A 13,606-nucleotide genomic window follows, 5' to 3' on the forward strand; every position below is an offset into this window, starting at 1 on the left:
AATACTACTGACTGACCGATAGTGAACTAGTACCGTGAGGGAAAGGCGAAAAGAACCCCGGAGAGGGGAGTGAAATAGATCCTGAAACCGTATGCGTACAAGCAGTGGGAGCCCACTTTGTTGGGTGACTGCGTACCTTTTGTATAATGGGTCAGCGACTTATTTTCAGTGGCGAGCTTAACCGAATAGGGGAGGCGTAGCGAAAGCGAGTCTTAATAGGGCGTCTAGTCGCTGGGAATAGACCCGAAACCGGGCGATCTATCCATGGGCAGGTTGAAGGTTGGGTAACACTAACTGGAGGACCGAACCGACTACCGTTGAAAAGTTAGCGGATGACCTGTGGATCGGAGTGAAAGGCTAATCAAGCTCGGAGATAGCTGGTTCTCCTCGAAAGCTATTTAGGTAGCGCCTCATGTATCACTGTAGGGGGTAGAGCACTGTTTCGGCTAGGGGGTCATCCCGACTTACCAAACCGATGCAAACTCCGAATACCTACAAGTGCCGAGCATGGGAGACACACGGCGGGTGCTAACGTCCGTCGTGAAAAGGGAAACAACCCAGACCGTCAGCTAAGGTCCCAAAGTTATGGTTAAGTGGGAAACGATGTGGGAAGGCTTAGACAGCTAGGAGGTTGGCTTAGAAGCAGCCACCCTTTAAAGAAAGCGTAATAGCTCACTAGTCGAGTCGGCCTGCGCGGAAGATGTAACGGGGCTCAAACCATACACCGAAGCTACGGGTATCACTTAGGTGATGCGGTAGAGGAGCGTTCTGTAAGCCTGTGAAGGTGAGTTGAGAAGCTTGCTGGAGGTATCAGAAGTGCGAATGCTGACATGAGTAACGACAATGGGTGTGAAAAACACCCACGCCGAAAGACCAAGGTTTCCTGCGCAACGTTAATCGACGCAGGGTTAGTCGGTCCCTAAGGCGAGGCTGAAAAGCGTAGTCGATGGAAAACAGGTTAATATTCCTGTACTTCTGGTTATTGCGATGGAGGGACGGAGAAGGCTAGGCCAGCTTGGCGTTGGTTGTCCAAGTTTAAGGTGGTAGGCTGGAATCTTAGGTAAATCCGGGATTCTAAGGCCGAGAGCTGATGACGAGTGTTCTTTTAGAACACGAAGTGGTTGATGCCATGCTTCCAAGAAAAGCTTCTAAGCTTCAGGTAACCAGGAACCGTACCCCAAACCGACACAGGTGGTTGGGTAGAGAATACCAAGGCGCTTGAGAGAACTCGGGTGAAGGAACTAGGCAAAATGGCACCGTAACTTCGGGAGAAGGTGCGCCGGTGAGGGTGAAGGACTTGCTCCGTAAGCTCATGCCGGTCGAAGATACCAGGCCGCTGCGACTGTTTATTAAAAACACAGCACTCTGCAAACACGAAAGTGGACGTATAGGGTGTGACGCCTGCCCGGTGCCGGAAGGTTAATTGATGGGGTTAGCTAACGCGAAGCTCTTGATCGAAGCCCCGGTAAACGGCGGCCGTAACTATAACGGTCCTAAGGTAGCGAAATTCCTTGTCGGGTAAGTTCCGACCTGCACGAATGGCGTAACGATGGCGGCGCTGTCTCCACCCGAGACTCAGTGAAATTGAAATCGCTGTGAAGATGCAGTGTATCCGCGGCTAGACGGAAAGACCCCGTGAACCTTTACTATAGCTTTGCACTGGACTTTGAATTTGCTTGTGTAGGATAGGTGGGAGGCTTTGAAGCGTGGACGCCAGTTCGCGTGGAGCCAACCTTGAAATACCACCCTGGCAACTTTGAGGTTCTAACTCAGGTCCGTTATCCGGATCGAGGACAGTGTATGGTGGGTAGTTTGACTGGGGCGGTCTCCTCCTAAAGAGTAACGGAGGAGTACGAAGGTGCGCTCAGACCGGTCGGAAATCGGTCGTAGAGTATAAAGGCAAAAGCGCGCTTGACTGCGAGACAGACACGTCGAGCAGGTACGAAAGTAGGTCTTAGTGATCCGGTGGTTCTGTATGGAAGGGCCATCGCTCAACGGATAAAAGGTACTCCGGGGATAACAGGCTGATACCGCCCAAGAGTTCATATCGACGGCGGTGTTTGGCACCTCGATGTCGGCTCATCACATCCTGGGGCTGAAGCCGGTCCCAAGGGTATGGCTGTTCGCCATTTAAAGTGGTACGCGAGCTGGGTTTAGAACGTCGTGAGACAGTTCGGTCCCTATCTGCCGTGGACGTTTGAGATTTGAGAGGGGCTGCTCCTAGTACGAGAGGACCGGAGTGGACGAACCTCTGGTGTTCCGGTTGTCACGCCAGTGGCATTGCCGGGTAGCTATGTTCGGAATAGATAACCGCTGAAAGCATCTAAGCGGGAAACTAGCCTCAAGATGAGATCTCACTGGGACCTTGAGTCCCCTGAAGGGCCGTCGAAGACTACGACGTTGATAGGTTGGGTGTGTAAGCGCTGTGAGGCGTTGAGCTAACCAATACTAATTGCCCGTGAGGCTTGACCATATAACACCCAAGCAATTTGACTACTCGAAAGAGCATCAGATTGCGGTGTGTGAAGACGCAATGAACCGAAAGTTCGACTGTGCACAAAGCCACACGCAAATACCGACAGCTGTCACATACCCAATTTGCTGAAGCGCGGCCCTCTGGCCACGATTTGGTACCCGAATTTCTTGACGACCATAGAGCCTTGGAACCACCTGATCCCATCCCGAACTCAGTAGTGAAACGATGCATCGCCGATGGTAGTGTGGGGTTTCCCCATGTGAGAGTAGGTCATCGTCAAGATTAAATTCCGAAACCCCTATCTGCGTATGCAGGTAGGGGTTTTGTTTGTCCGGTGGAAAAGTACCTGAATCCTTCCTCACAAATTTGCACAGTTATTTTCGGTTCAGGCCACTAGAATAGGCCCACCTTTTTCGGAACAAGAGTCTCATATGCCAGATCCGGTTGACGCCCCAAGGCTGTCAGACTTACCGCTGGACGACTTGATAGCGTGTCATGAGTGCGACCTGCTGATGCGCAAGCCCGAACTCGCCCATGGCGAGAAAGCGCTCTGTCCACGCTGCGGTTATGAGCTCTATGCGCATCGGCACAATGTCATTCAGCGCAGCCTCGCCTTGGTCATCGCCGCACTGTTGTTATACATCCCGGCGAACTTTTTACCGATCATGCAGCTCAATCTACTCGGGCAAACGTCGCAAGACACTGTCTGGTCTGGCGTCCTCGGCCTGTTCAATACCGGCATGCAAGGCGTTGCAGTGGTCGTGTTCCTGTGCAGCATGGGCATTCCATTACTGAAGTTGGTCTGTCAGTTGGCCGTGCTCCTGAGCATTCGCTTTAATGTCGGGCGCAGTTACGGCTTATTGCTCTATCGCATTTATCACCACCTTCGGGATTGGGGAATGCTCGAGGTTTACCTCATGGGCGTGCTGGTCGCGATCGTCAAGTTGGCCGATATGGCAGCCATCACCGTCAGTCTTGGCTTGGCGTGCTTCATCAGTTTGTTGTTGGTCCAGGTGTGGTTGGAGGTAGTGATGTCGCCTCACCAGATCTGGCAGGCTTTGTCAGGAGAGGATGCCCATGCGGGCGATTGATGCAGGCATTCTGATGTGTATCGAATGCCATGAGTTGAACAAGCAGCAACCGGACATCGACGAGCAGATCTGCACCCGTTGCGGTGCGCAAGTGCATGCCCGTCGGCCAAACAGCTTGAAGCGCACCTGGGCATTACTGGTCACCGCCGCGATTCTCTACATCCCGGCGAATATGTTGCCGATCATGACCGTCAGCTCGCTGGGCAAAGGCGATCCGAGCACCATCATGTCCGGCGTGATTCAGCTGGTTCAGCACGGCATGATTCCGATTGCTGCCGTGGTATTTATCGCCAGCATCCTGGTGCCCACCTTCAAACTCGTCGGCATCGCGTTGCTGCTGTTTTCGGTGCAACGTCGCCAGCCTCTGTCGGCACGCCAGCGCATCGTGATGTACCGCTTTATCGAATTCATCGGCCGCTGGTCCATGCTCGACATCTTCGTGATCGCCATCCTGGTGGCGGTCGTGAATTTCGGACGGCTTGCCAGCGTCGAAGCCAACCTCGGCGCCATCGCCTTCGCCAGTGTGGTGATTTTGACCATGCTTGCCGCAGTTACTTTCGATCCCCGACTGATTTGGGATAACACGGAGTCGGACGACGACCATGACTGATTTGCCTACCGCTAAAACCCGACCGGCCTCCAACTGGTCTGCAATCTGGGTCCTGCCATTGATCGCCCTGATCATCGGCGGCTGGCTCGGCTGGCGTGCCTACAACGAAACCGGGATCGAGATTCAAGTGCGCTTCGAAAGCGGCGAGGGCATCCAGGCCAACAAGACCGAAGTGGTCTACAAAGGCATGTCGGTCGGTAAGGTGAAGACTCTCAAACTCGACGACGAAGGCAGCTCCAAAGGGGTGATCGCCACTGTCGAAATGAACAAGGACGTCGAGCAATACCTCAAGACCAGCACGCGTTTCTGGCTGGTCAAGCCGAGCGTCAGTCTGGCCGGTATCACTGGCCTGGAAACACTCGTGTCGGGTAACTACGTGGCCATCAGTCCCGGTGAAGGCGAGCCGACGCGCAAGTTCAAGGCGCTGGCCGAAGAACCGCCGCTGTCGGACTCCAAGCCCGGTCTGCACCTCACCATCAAGGCTGATCGTCTCGGTTCGCTGAATCGCGGCAGCCCGGTGTTCTACAAACAGATCAAAGTCGGCCAGGTCAAAAGCTACCTGTTGTCCGAGGATCAGAGCACGGTCGAGCTCAAGGTCTTTATCGAGCCGACTTACGCCAGCCTCGTGCGCAAACATACGCGGTTCTGGAACTCCAGTGGCATCAGCATTGACGCCAACCTGTCCGGCGTGAAAATCCGCAGCGAATCCCTGGCCAGCATCGTTGCCGGCGGCATCGCGTTCGCCACACCGGAGAATCGCAAGGACAGCCCGGCCACCGATCCGAGCCTGCCATTCCGGCTCTATGAAGACTTCGATGCGGCGGCAGCGGGGATTCGGGTCAAGGTCAAACTGAGTGATTTCGAAGGCCTGCAGGCTGGCCGCACGCCGGTTATGTACAAAGGCATTCAAGTCGGTAACTTGAAAGCGCTGAAGATTGATCCGGACCTGTCCGCTGCCACTGCCGAATTGACCCTTGATCCGCTGGCCGAGGATTACCTGGTCGCGGGCACGCAGTTTTGGGTGGTCAAGCCGTCGATTTCGCTGGCCGGCATCACCGGACTGGAAGCGCTGGTGAAGGGCAACTACATCGCCATTCGTCCCGGCGACAAGGGCGGCGAGCCGCAGCGCGAGTTCGTCGCGCGACCCAAGGCGCCGCCGCTCGACCTGCGTTCGCCGGGCTTGCACCTGGTGCTGTTCACCGAAAGCCTGGGTTCGCTGGAAGTCGGCAGCCCGATTCTCTACAAGCAGGTCAAAGTCGGTTCGGTGCAGAGCTATCAGTTCTCCAAGACCAAGAAACAATTGATCATCGGTGTGCACATCGAGAAGGAATACGAAGGACTGGTCAACGCCTCGACGCGCTTCTGGAACGCCAGCGGCGTCACGCTCAGCGGTGGTTTGACCGGCGGCATTCAGGTCAAAAGTGAATCGTTGCAAAGCCTGATGGCTGGCGGTATCGCTTTCGAAACCCCGGAAGCCAAAGCGCCGCTGCAAAAGAAGATCCCGCGTTTCCGTCTGTTCCCGAGTCACGACGAAGCGAACCAGAAAGGCGCTGTGGTCACCATCAAAGTTGATCGTGCAGACGGCTTGCGCACCGGCACGCCGATCCGCTTCAAGGGTCTGGACGTCGGCAAGATCGAGGACGTCGACCTCACGGACGATTTGCAGTCAGTGATACTCACGGCGCGAATCACCGAAGTGCCGGAGCGCATTGCGCGGGTTGGCAGTCAGTTCTGGGTGGTCAAACCCGAGCTTGGGTTGATCAAGACCTCGAACCTGGAAACGCTGGTCACCGGTCAATACATCGAAGTGCAACCGGCGGCGAAAAACCAGGGGCCGCAGAAGAACTTCGTGGCGTTGGCCAATCCTCCAGAGCTGACCAAAGCCGAGGCCGGTTTGAGCCTGGTCTTGAGCGCGGCGCGTCGCGGCTCGCTGAAAACCGGGGTGCCGGTGACATACCGCGAAATCACCGTGGGCAAAGTGACCGGTTATGAACTGGGCCAAACCGCGGATCGCGTGTTGGTGCACATCCTGATCGAGCCGAAATATGCGCCACTGGTGCGCAGCGGCACGCGTTTCTGGAACAGCAGTGGATTTGGCTTCGATTACGGCTTGTTCAAAGGCGCGACGATGCGCACCGAATCGCTGGAAACCCTGATTCAGGGCGGCATCGCTTTTGCCACGCCGGACGGCGAGCGCATGGGCAACCCGGCGCGACCTGAGCAGACTTTCCCGTTGTTCGACAAGTTTGAGGATGAGTGGCTGACCTGGGCGCCGAAGATTTCACTCGGCAAGTAGGGTTTGTGGTGGTTGTGCTGCCGCTATCGCGAGCAAGCTCGCTCCCACAGTTTGATCGCATTCTCATGAAATAAACGCGGTCACCTGTGGGAGCGAGCCTGCTCGCGATGAGGCCCTGAAACTCACAACAAATCCCAAGCCATAAAAAAGGGCCGCGATCCAAACAGATCGCGGCCCTTTTTTTGGCCTTTCAGTTAAAGCCGATCAAACCGCGTCCAGCTCCGGCTCATCCGCTCCCACGTTCACCGGCGCCTTCACCTCATCGTGGCGACGGATGTACTTCCAGTCCGACTCATCAATGTAGATGCCGTTTGGCCCGCTGCCACCTTCCAGGTCGATCGCCACACTGGCGCAAACCTGCGGTTTCACACTCGCCAGAATCGGCACGAAGCCCAGTTGCAGACTGGTTTCCAGCAGCGCTGCCTGGTTCTTCTCGTCGATATCTGCCGCCTCGTCGAGGTAGTACGGCAGGCGCACGCGACCGGCCTGGTCGCGGTCCATCAAGTGCAGCAACAAATACATGTTGGTCAGCGCCTTGATCGTCATCGTCGTGCCGTTCGATGCCGCGCCGTCGATGTCGGTGTGAATCACCGGTTGGCCGTTGACCTTGGTGATCTCGAACGCCAATTCGAACAAATCTTTGAGCCCGAGCTGGTTGTGGTTCGCCGCCACCAGCCGCGCCAGGTATTCCTTGGCTTCTTCGTTCTTGTTGTCCTGATCGGCGCTTCGGCTCAGGTCGAACACCGACAGCGTTTCGCCTTCTTCATACTGGCCAGCGCTGTGGATGATCTGGTCGATGTGCTTGAGCGCTTCTTTGTTCGGCGCGAGGACGATGCGGAAGCTCTGCAGGTTGGAGACCTGACGCTTGTTGATCTCACGGTTGAACAGCGCCAGTTGATGCTCGAGGCTGTCGTAGTCGCTGCGAATATTGCGCAAGGTCCGCGCGATATCGGTAACCGCCGCACGGCGCGCCTTGCCGAGGGTCAGCGCTTCGTCGGTGCGGTGCGCATAGGCGTTGATCAGCAATTGCAGACGCCGCTCCATGTCGTCTTCGCTGTCGAACTTGGCCACGCCCTTGAGGCGAACCTGCGCGTACAACGCTTCGATCTGCCCGTCGCTGCGCTGCAAACCCTGCCAACTGTCCTGATAGTCGTTGAGCAGCGGCAACAGGTTATCCATGGAATCGTCGATCGGGTCCATGAACGGCGTGCCGAACGGCAAGTCGGCCGGCAACAACTGGCGGCGGCGCAGGGCGTCGTCGAGGGTGCGTTGCTTGGCCTCCATGTCGCCGATCTGCCGCCCGACCAATTGCAGCTTGGCCGACAGTTGCTGGACGCGTTCGGTGAAGGCATCACTGGAACGCTTCAACTCTTCCTGCGCGGCTTCCATCTGCGCCAGTTGCTCAAGCTTGTCGTCTTCCTCGGCGCTCAGGGTTTGCGCGCGGCGGAAATCTTCCAGCGCTTTCTGCGCGTCCAGCACTTGCTGGTACAGCGCTTCAGTCTGAGTCTTGCTCGCCGCGCGGTCGGCTGCCACGGCTTGCTGGGTTTTCAGTTGCTTGAGTTCTTTGTCCAGGCGTTCTTTCTGGTCCCGCAACGCGGCGCGGTCCGCCAGGGCTTGCAGGGCCGGCGGCTCGATGTGCGAGATGTCGATCGACAGCCCCGGCACTTCGAAACGCTCACCTTTGAAGCCATCGAGAATCAGCTCCAGCGATTTCACCCACTGGCCGTCTTCATCGAGGGTAATCCCGTGTTCGCCCAACGGCAGGCTGAACAGCGCGCTGTTGAACAGACGCATAAGGCGCTCGACGTCTTGCTGTGAAAACTCTTCGCGCAGACGTGCGTAGCTGTTGTTGTCGGCATGATCGAGTTGCTGTTTCACCGACTTCAGGCGTTTTTCCAGTTCGCGCAAACGCTCTTCGAGGTCTTCGGCGCTGAACTGCCGCGACTGCGCCAGCGCACCGGCCAATTCGTCGTGCGCATCCTTGGCCGCGAGCAGTTGTTGCTCCAGAACCTTGACGTCAGTGACCAGGGCAAAACGATGCTTGAGCACCGACAATTCGCCGAGCCAGCGCTGGATGCCGGTGATTTCGCGCTCCAGGCGCATCAGTTCCTGAGTGCCGCCGCGCTGATCGTTTTGCAGCGCGTCCTGCTCGTTGCGGTAATGTTCGGCCTGAATCGTCAGCTCTTCCTTGCGCGCACTGGCGTAGTCCGACCAAGTGCCGAGCAACGAATCGAGCAGCGGCGAGATGCGATGCAGCTTGCCGCGCAGGATGTTGCGCTGGGCCACGCCCGACGCCAGCGCTTCAACCAACGGGCCGGCGGTAACCAGCGAGTTGTAGTCCTGTTCCATGCGTCGTACATCGCGGAAGGCTTCTTCGCACGCGGCGATGTAATCGACGCTACCGGAACGCAAGCTGTGCTCGAAGGCATCGAGGAACAATTGCTTGAGCTTGGCCGCGGTGATTTCGCGCATGTGCAGCAAGTTGATGAACAACGCGCGGAAGGTCTTCAGGCTCTGCTCGCTGGTGGAACGCAGCGGAATCAGCGTCAGGTCCAGCGGCACCGACGTGTGGCCGCCCACCAGCAAACGGCGCAATTCATCAGGCTTCAGTTCGTAGGCTTTCAGGCCTTCGCGCTCAAGGTTGGTGAACAGTTCTTTCTGGCGCAGGCAGGTGTCGTTCTTCTGGTAATGCGCCAGGTCCAGCTTGCCGGCGTAGGCAAAGAACTGGTGACCGAAACCACCGCCCGGGCCGCGCCCGACCACGCCGATCACGTGTGGGCCGTGAGGCAGCGAAACTTCGACGAGGATGTAACTAGTGTCAGAGGCGAAGTAGAAACGTCGCGATTGCTCAAGGCTGTACTTGCCGAAACTCATGTCCGACATGCGCGCCAGAATCGGAAACTGCAAAGCGTTGATCGACGCCGATTTGCCGAGGTTGTTCGCGCCGTAGACTGACAACGGTTCTTCCAGCGGAAACAGGCCGAGGCTGTAACCGGCGGTGTTCAACAGGGCGAAGCGGCGAATGCCGTAGCGTTCCTTGCTCATGCGTCGGTCTCCTGTTCTTCGGCAATGGCGCGGGCCATGGCGTCTTCTTCGCTTTCTTCAGCGAAGTCGCTGAGATCGAGCGGGTCATCGGTTTCCAGCAGTTTTTCGTCACTGTCGTCATCGATCAACACTGGCACCGGCAGCGGCAACACGCTGTGCAGACTGGCCGCCAGATCGCGGTCCTGCTGAACCGACAGGCAGACATCGAGGAAACGGTGCATCGGCGGCAGAAAGCGGTAGATGCCGTTTTCTTCGCCGGCGAAACCGAGTTGCGTCATGCGGCGCATGATTTTTTCTTCGAGTTCTTCGACGGTCTGTACTTCGGCCTGAATGAACAGGTCGCGGTACTTCTCCAGCAGCGACGGCAATTCATCGCGTCCGAGGCTGCCACCGTCGAGCACGGCGACCGGGTCGCGGCCCTGATCGGCCAGATGCTCGACGAGGATGAAGGTGAACAGCGCCAGGCGTTGCGCGGTTTTATTCACCGCTGCGGCAGCGAGTTCCGGGACGAAGTAATAAAAGCCACGGGTGTCGCAGACCAATTCAAAACCCAGCGCGCGAAACAGCGTGCGGTACTGGTCCTGGAAGTTCGACAGTTGCGCGTACAGCTCCGGATCGCGGCGGCTGACGTGGTAGCCCTTGAACAGCTCGCGAAAAATCGGCGCCAGCTGAGACAGTTCGGATAGATCAAGATGCATTGGGGATGCTCGCAGAATCCTCGGCGGCGCTGTCGCGGGCCGAGAGCAGGGCGAAGGAGCGCAGGCTGACCTGATGCTCATGAGTGTGGTAATCGCGGCGTTCCAGACGTTCGCGTTTGAAGCGTTTTTCCCGCGACAGGCGCGAGAACCAGTAAAGCAATTCGTCGGTCGCGCCGTCCGGTTCCTGCTCCAGCAGCCAGGTCATCAGGTCCGGCATCGGCAGCGCGTCTTCGCAGCGTTCGAGCATTTCCCGGACCGTGCGCGGGGCGCGCGGCGCTTCACCTTTCTGGGTTTTATGCGCTTTGGGGAAACGCGCCGGTTTCGGCTCGAAACGCGCCAGCGCATACACGTAGGCTTCAACCTGACTGGCGCTGCCGAGGAAGGTGCTTTGCGGGCGAGTGAACATCGGCATGGCGGCTTGCGGCACTGCATCGATGCCTTTGCGACGAATCGCCGACAAGGCCAGCGCGGCGCCACGGGTGACGGCGTTGTGGCGGCGCGCTTCTTCACGCAGCGGCAGCAGCAGTTCCCGGGCGTGACGCAACGTCAGTTGGGCGCTGGTCTGCATTTCGAGGATGCGCGCGTGGGTGCGCAGCAACATGTCGTCATCAACCAGATGACCGAGGCGCTGCTGCTCGGTGAGCATCTTCAGCAGAACGTTTTCGACCTTGCGCACGCCTTGCTCGAACGCACCGTCGGCGTTCACCAGTTGAATCATCGGCTCGACGTATTCGTCCCAGGTCGCCAGCACTTCGGCGTAACGCTGACGCAGCGGAATCTGTCGATCGCTGGTCTTCGCGCGCTCGGCGACCGCGACCAGCGCCTGTTCATCGTTGGCGAGTTTCTTCAGCACATCGCGCACGCGCATGTCGAGCAGGCGCAATTGGCGCGCCAGATCGTGGCCGTCGCGGATGTCGAAAGCGTCCTGGATGTAGCCGGCCAGACGTTCGAGGTGACGCAGATACGCTTCGATTTCCAGGCACAGGCCCAAGCGGTGCTCACGGCGCAGGTAGGCGAGGAAATCGTGGATCTGCGCGTTCAGCTCGAAACGGTTCGGGCTTTTCGCCACGGGCACCAGAATGTCGAGGCGGATCCACACGTCCAGCAGGCTGGTGATGTCCTGCGGGGTACTGTCCAGTTGCTGGGCGGCCAACTGTGAACGCAGTTCGTTGAGGCTCAAAGTGCCTTGGTCGAAGTGCTCGCACAGTGGCTCCAGAAGTGCCCAGTGTTCAGCGAGGGCGCGCAAGACGCGCTTGGGTTCGATCATCGGGATGGCCGGCTGGTTGTCGAATAAAAGCGGCGATTGTACTGCATCGCGCCCGTTGCGATTCACTCTCGGGACGGGCAGTCGTTGTTTGCAGGTTCAAGAGATCGATCAAGCGCGGGCGATCTTCGGCGAAGGGCGGTAGAATCAGCGCACTTTCAGTTATCCACAAGTGGCCGACCTTTGCTTATCGAGTCCCGTCGCCGCGCTTATTTGACCGCCATGCAGGTGGTCAACTGGCTGCCGCGCACCGAATTGCCCTTTGCCGCGCCCTCGCGTCCCGAACTGCTGGAGATGCCCGAGCCGTTGGTCGTTGCGCCGCTGCTGCCGGTGTCAGTAGCCGCGCCGGTTGCCGAAGCGCCCGCAGAACCGGTGATCAAGCCGAGCGAGCGGGTCAAGATCGAAGTGCCGCGTCCGTCATTGGCCAGCACCCGTTCGGGCGCCAAGGTCGAAGAAGAGGCGGCGCCGGCCGTGGCCAAGGCGCCGGTGGTGCCGCCGCCGCGCTTTGCCCTGCAGTTATTGCGCGCCGGGCGCTGCTTGCTGCTGGTCGAGTTACCCACAGGCGAACCGTTCCAGACTCGCGACCCGGCCTACATGTTGCTCAAGGACATGCTGCGTGCCGCCGGTCTGCCGGACAGCCCGCAAATCGTCGGCGAACCGGTGCGCTGGCCATTGCTGGTGCGCGGCACCATGGACCAAGGCCCGGAGGCCGCGCGCGACTTCGTGCAGGGTTTTCTCTCAGCGAGGATCGAGGACGCGCCGTGCGTCTGCCTGTGGCTGATTGGTCTGCCGGCGGTGCGTTTTGCCGGCGAAGCGAACGCCGAATCCTTCAACCGTGAACTCCAGGTCGAAGGCCTGGGCTCGGTCTGGGCCCTGCCGGGTCTGGAACTCTTAATGGAAGAGCCACAGCGTAAGGCTGATGTCTGGCAAGCCATGCGTCGGCTGATGGCGCGTTGGAAAGAATCAAATGAGTGACGCTGTATCGTTCCGCCCGATGACCGAGGCGGACCTCGACGCTGTACTGAAGATCGAATACGCGGCGTATAGCCATCCGTGGACGCGCGGGATTTTTCTCGATGGCCTCGGCAAATACCAGATCTGGCTGATGTTCGAAGGCTCGCAGCAAGTCGGCCACGGCGTGGTGCAGATCATTCTTGATGAGGCGCATCTGCTGAACATCACGGTCAAACCGGAGAATCAGGGCCGAGGCCTGGGTTTGACGCTGCTTGAGCATTTGATGTCGCGGGCGTATGCGGCCGAGGCGCGGGAATGTTTCCTGGAAGTGCGCGACAGCAATCGCGGCGCGTTTCGCTTGTATGAGCGTTACGGGTTTAACGAGATTGGCCGGCGTCGGGATTATTATCCGGCGGTGGGCGGGCGTGAAGACGCCGTGGTCATGGCTTGCACATTGGTTGACTGAATTTTAAAAGCTTCATTTAAAAGCTTCGCGGGCAAGCCTCGCTCCTACAGGGTATTTGTTTCGTACATGAAACCTGTGGGGCGAACTTGCTCGCGATGGCGATCTATCAGGCGCTACGGATCAACGATTGCCGTCCAGCGGATCCCGCTGGGCCAACTCCGCTTCATCCAGTCCATTGCCGCCGCCAATCTCGTCTTCATCGACGATGCTCAAATCCCAATCCGCCTGATCAGCTTCACCCGCTTCAGACGCGTCGCGCGCGCCGTCTTCACGGATCAGCGTTTCCGGGCTCATGTCATCGTCGGTAGGTTCATGGTCATCGCTGGAGGCGCCGGTCATGCCGGCTTCGCGTACGCGTTCGCTGGGCATCAGGCGTTCGCGTTCGTTTTCCGGCAGTTCGTCGCCGATCTTGGCGCTGGGCTCTTCGTCGTCAAAGTCCAGCTCGTGCATCGAACCCATGCGATCTTCGTTATCATCGATCGGCTCGGGTTGCACCGCATCGTACGGACGTCGTGAATCAGTCATGGCAATTCCTCATACTGTGGGCCTTACTAAGGTGGACCCGCTGTGTGGCCGAGAATTCCACCGACATGCAGCGCCGGTTGGCTGTGACCGATTTCAGGGCATCAGGGCTATCTGCATCGCGCGCGTGACCTCGACGGGCGGCCGTCTGTCAAAGGTGCGCATCATTCTTGAGGCTTCAATG

At 58.3% G+C, this 13,606-nt stretch carries 9 protein-coding genes and 2 rRNA genes (1 of these 11 only partly in view); 7 read left to right on the forward strand and 4 right to left on the reverse strand.

The annotated features are described in order from the left end of the window. The 5 genes from BLU01_RS17625 to BLU01_RS17645 form a co-directional block, all read left to right on the forward strand. Positions 1-2,473, forward strand: a 23S ribosomal RNA gene (locus BLU01_RS17625) (it extends 419 nt beyond the left edge of the window). A gap of 169 nt (positions 2,474-2,642) precedes the next feature. Further along, positions 2,643-2,758, forward strand: a 5S ribosomal RNA gene (rrf, locus tag BLU01_RS17630). Between the two features lie 149 nt (positions 2,759-2,907). Beyond that, positions 2,908-3,567: a paraquat-inducible protein A gene (locus tag BLU01_RS17635; protein ID WP_092277951.1), complete on the forward strand. Its 660-nt coding sequence runs from the start codon at positions 2,908-2,910 to the stop codon at positions 3,565-3,567. After that, positions 3,554-4,177: a paraquat-inducible protein A gene (locus BLU01_RS17640; RefSeq protein WP_092277953.1), complete on the forward strand. Its 624-nt coding sequence runs from the start codon at positions 3,554-3,556 to the stop codon at positions 4,175-4,177. Before BLU01_RS17635 ends, BLU01_RS17640 begins: the two co-directional genes overlap by 14 nt. After that, a complete protein-coding gene (locus BLU01_RS17645) occupies positions 4,170-6,473 on the forward strand; it encodes a PqiB family protein (RefSeq protein ID WP_092277955.1) in 2,304 nt (767 codons plus the stop codon). The genes BLU01_RS17640 and BLU01_RS17645 overlap by 8 nt, the downstream gene beginning before the upstream one ends. Before the next feature lie 204 nt (positions 6,474-6,677). On the opposite strand, the gene mksF is transcribed toward BLU01_RS17645, so the two are convergent. The 3 genes from mksF to mksB are packed head-to-tail and all read right to left on the reverse strand — an operon-like array spanning position 6,678 to position 11,483. Further along, complete coding sequence (gene mksF, locus BLU01_RS17650) at positions 6,678-9,518, reverse strand: Mks condensin complex protein MksF (RefSeq protein WP_092277957.1); 2,841 nt, start codon at positions 9,516-9,518, stop codon at positions 6,678-6,680. Then, positions 9,515-10,216 carry an Mks condensin complex protein MksE gene (gene mksE / locus BLU01_RS17655; protein ID WP_092277959.1) on the reverse strand — a complete coding sequence of 234 codons (702 nt, stop codon included), beginning with the start codon at positions 10,214-10,216 and terminating at the stop codon, positions 9,515-9,517. The genes mksF and mksE overlap by 4 nt, the downstream gene beginning before the upstream one ends. Next, the gene (mksB, locus tag BLU01_RS17660; protein ID WP_167370435.1) at positions 10,206-11,483 is read right to left on the reverse strand and encodes an Mks condensin complex protein MksB; all 1,278 of its coding nucleotides are present in this window, start codon (positions 11,481-11,483) and stop codon (positions 10,206-10,208) included. Before mksB ends, mksE begins: the two co-directional genes overlap by 11 nt. Positions 11,484-11,702: 219 nt before the next feature. Here mksB and BLU01_RS17665 point away from each other — a divergent pair, with 219 nt between their 5' ends. After that, positions 11,703-12,455, forward strand: a complete 753-nt coding sequence (locus BLU01_RS17665) for a P-loop NTPase family protein (protein WP_092277963.1) — start codon at positions 11,703-11,705, stop codon at positions 12,453-12,455. Next, positions 12,448-12,900: a ribosomal protein S18-alanine N-acetyltransferase gene (gene rimI, locus BLU01_RS17670; RefSeq protein ID WP_092277965.1), complete on the forward strand. Its 453-nt coding sequence runs from the start codon at positions 12,448-12,450 to the stop codon at positions 12,898-12,900. The genes BLU01_RS17665 and rimI overlap by 8 nt, the downstream gene beginning before the upstream one ends. A gap of 120 nt (positions 12,901-13,020) precedes the next feature. Here rimI and BLU01_RS17675 read toward each other — a convergent pair whose 3' ends face one another. After that, the gene (locus BLU01_RS17675) at positions 13,021-13,425 is read right to left on the reverse strand and encodes a serine kinase/phosphatase (RefSeq protein ID WP_092277967.1); all 405 of its coding nucleotides are present in this window, start codon (positions 13,423-13,425) and stop codon (positions 13,021-13,023) included. Between the last annotated feature and the right edge of the window lie 181 nt (positions 13,426-13,606).

Origin of the sequence: Pseudomonas prosekii (assembly GCF_900105155.1) — a bacterium.
Taxonomy (GTDB): Bacteria; Pseudomonadota; Gammaproteobacteria; order Pseudomonadales; family Pseudomonadaceae; genus Aquipseudomonas; species Aquipseudomonas prosekii.

Excerpts from the sequence above, each read along its gene's own strand:
- rimI (WP_092277965.1), top strand. The coding sequence starts at position 12,448 with ATGAGTGACGCTGTATCGTTCCGCCCGATGACCGAGGCGGACCTCGAC.
- mksF (WP_092277957.1), bottom strand. The coding sequence starts at position 9,518 with ATGAGCAAGGAACGCTACGGCATTCGCCGCTTCGCCCTGTTGAACACC.
- mksB (WP_167370435.1), bottom strand. The coding sequence starts at position 11,483 with ATGATCGAACCCAAGCGCGTCTTGCGCGCCCTCGCTGAACACTGGGCA.
- BLU01_RS17675 (WP_092277967.1), bottom strand. The coding sequence starts at position 13,425 with ATGACTGATTCACGACGTCCGTACGATGCGGTGCAACCCGAGCCGATC.
- BLU01_RS17665 (WP_092277963.1), top strand. The coding sequence starts at position 11,703 with ATGCAGGTGGTCAACTGGCTGCCGCGCACCGAATTGCCCTTTGCCGCG.
- BLU01_RS17635 (WP_092277951.1), top strand. The coding sequence starts at position 2,908 with ATGCCAGATCCGGTTGACGCCCCAAGGCTGTCAGACTTACCGCTGGAC.
- BLU01_RS17640 (WP_092277953.1), top strand. The coding sequence starts at position 3,554 with ATGCGGGCGATTGATGCAGGCATTCTGATGTGTATCGAATGCCATGAG.
- mksE (WP_092277959.1), bottom strand. The coding sequence starts at position 10,216 with ATGCATCTTGATCTATCCGAACTGTCTCAGCTGGCGCCGATTTTTCGC.
- BLU01_RS17645 (WP_092277955.1), top strand. The coding sequence starts at position 4,170 with ATGACTGATTTGCCTACCGCTAAAACCCGACCGGCCTCCAACTGGTCT.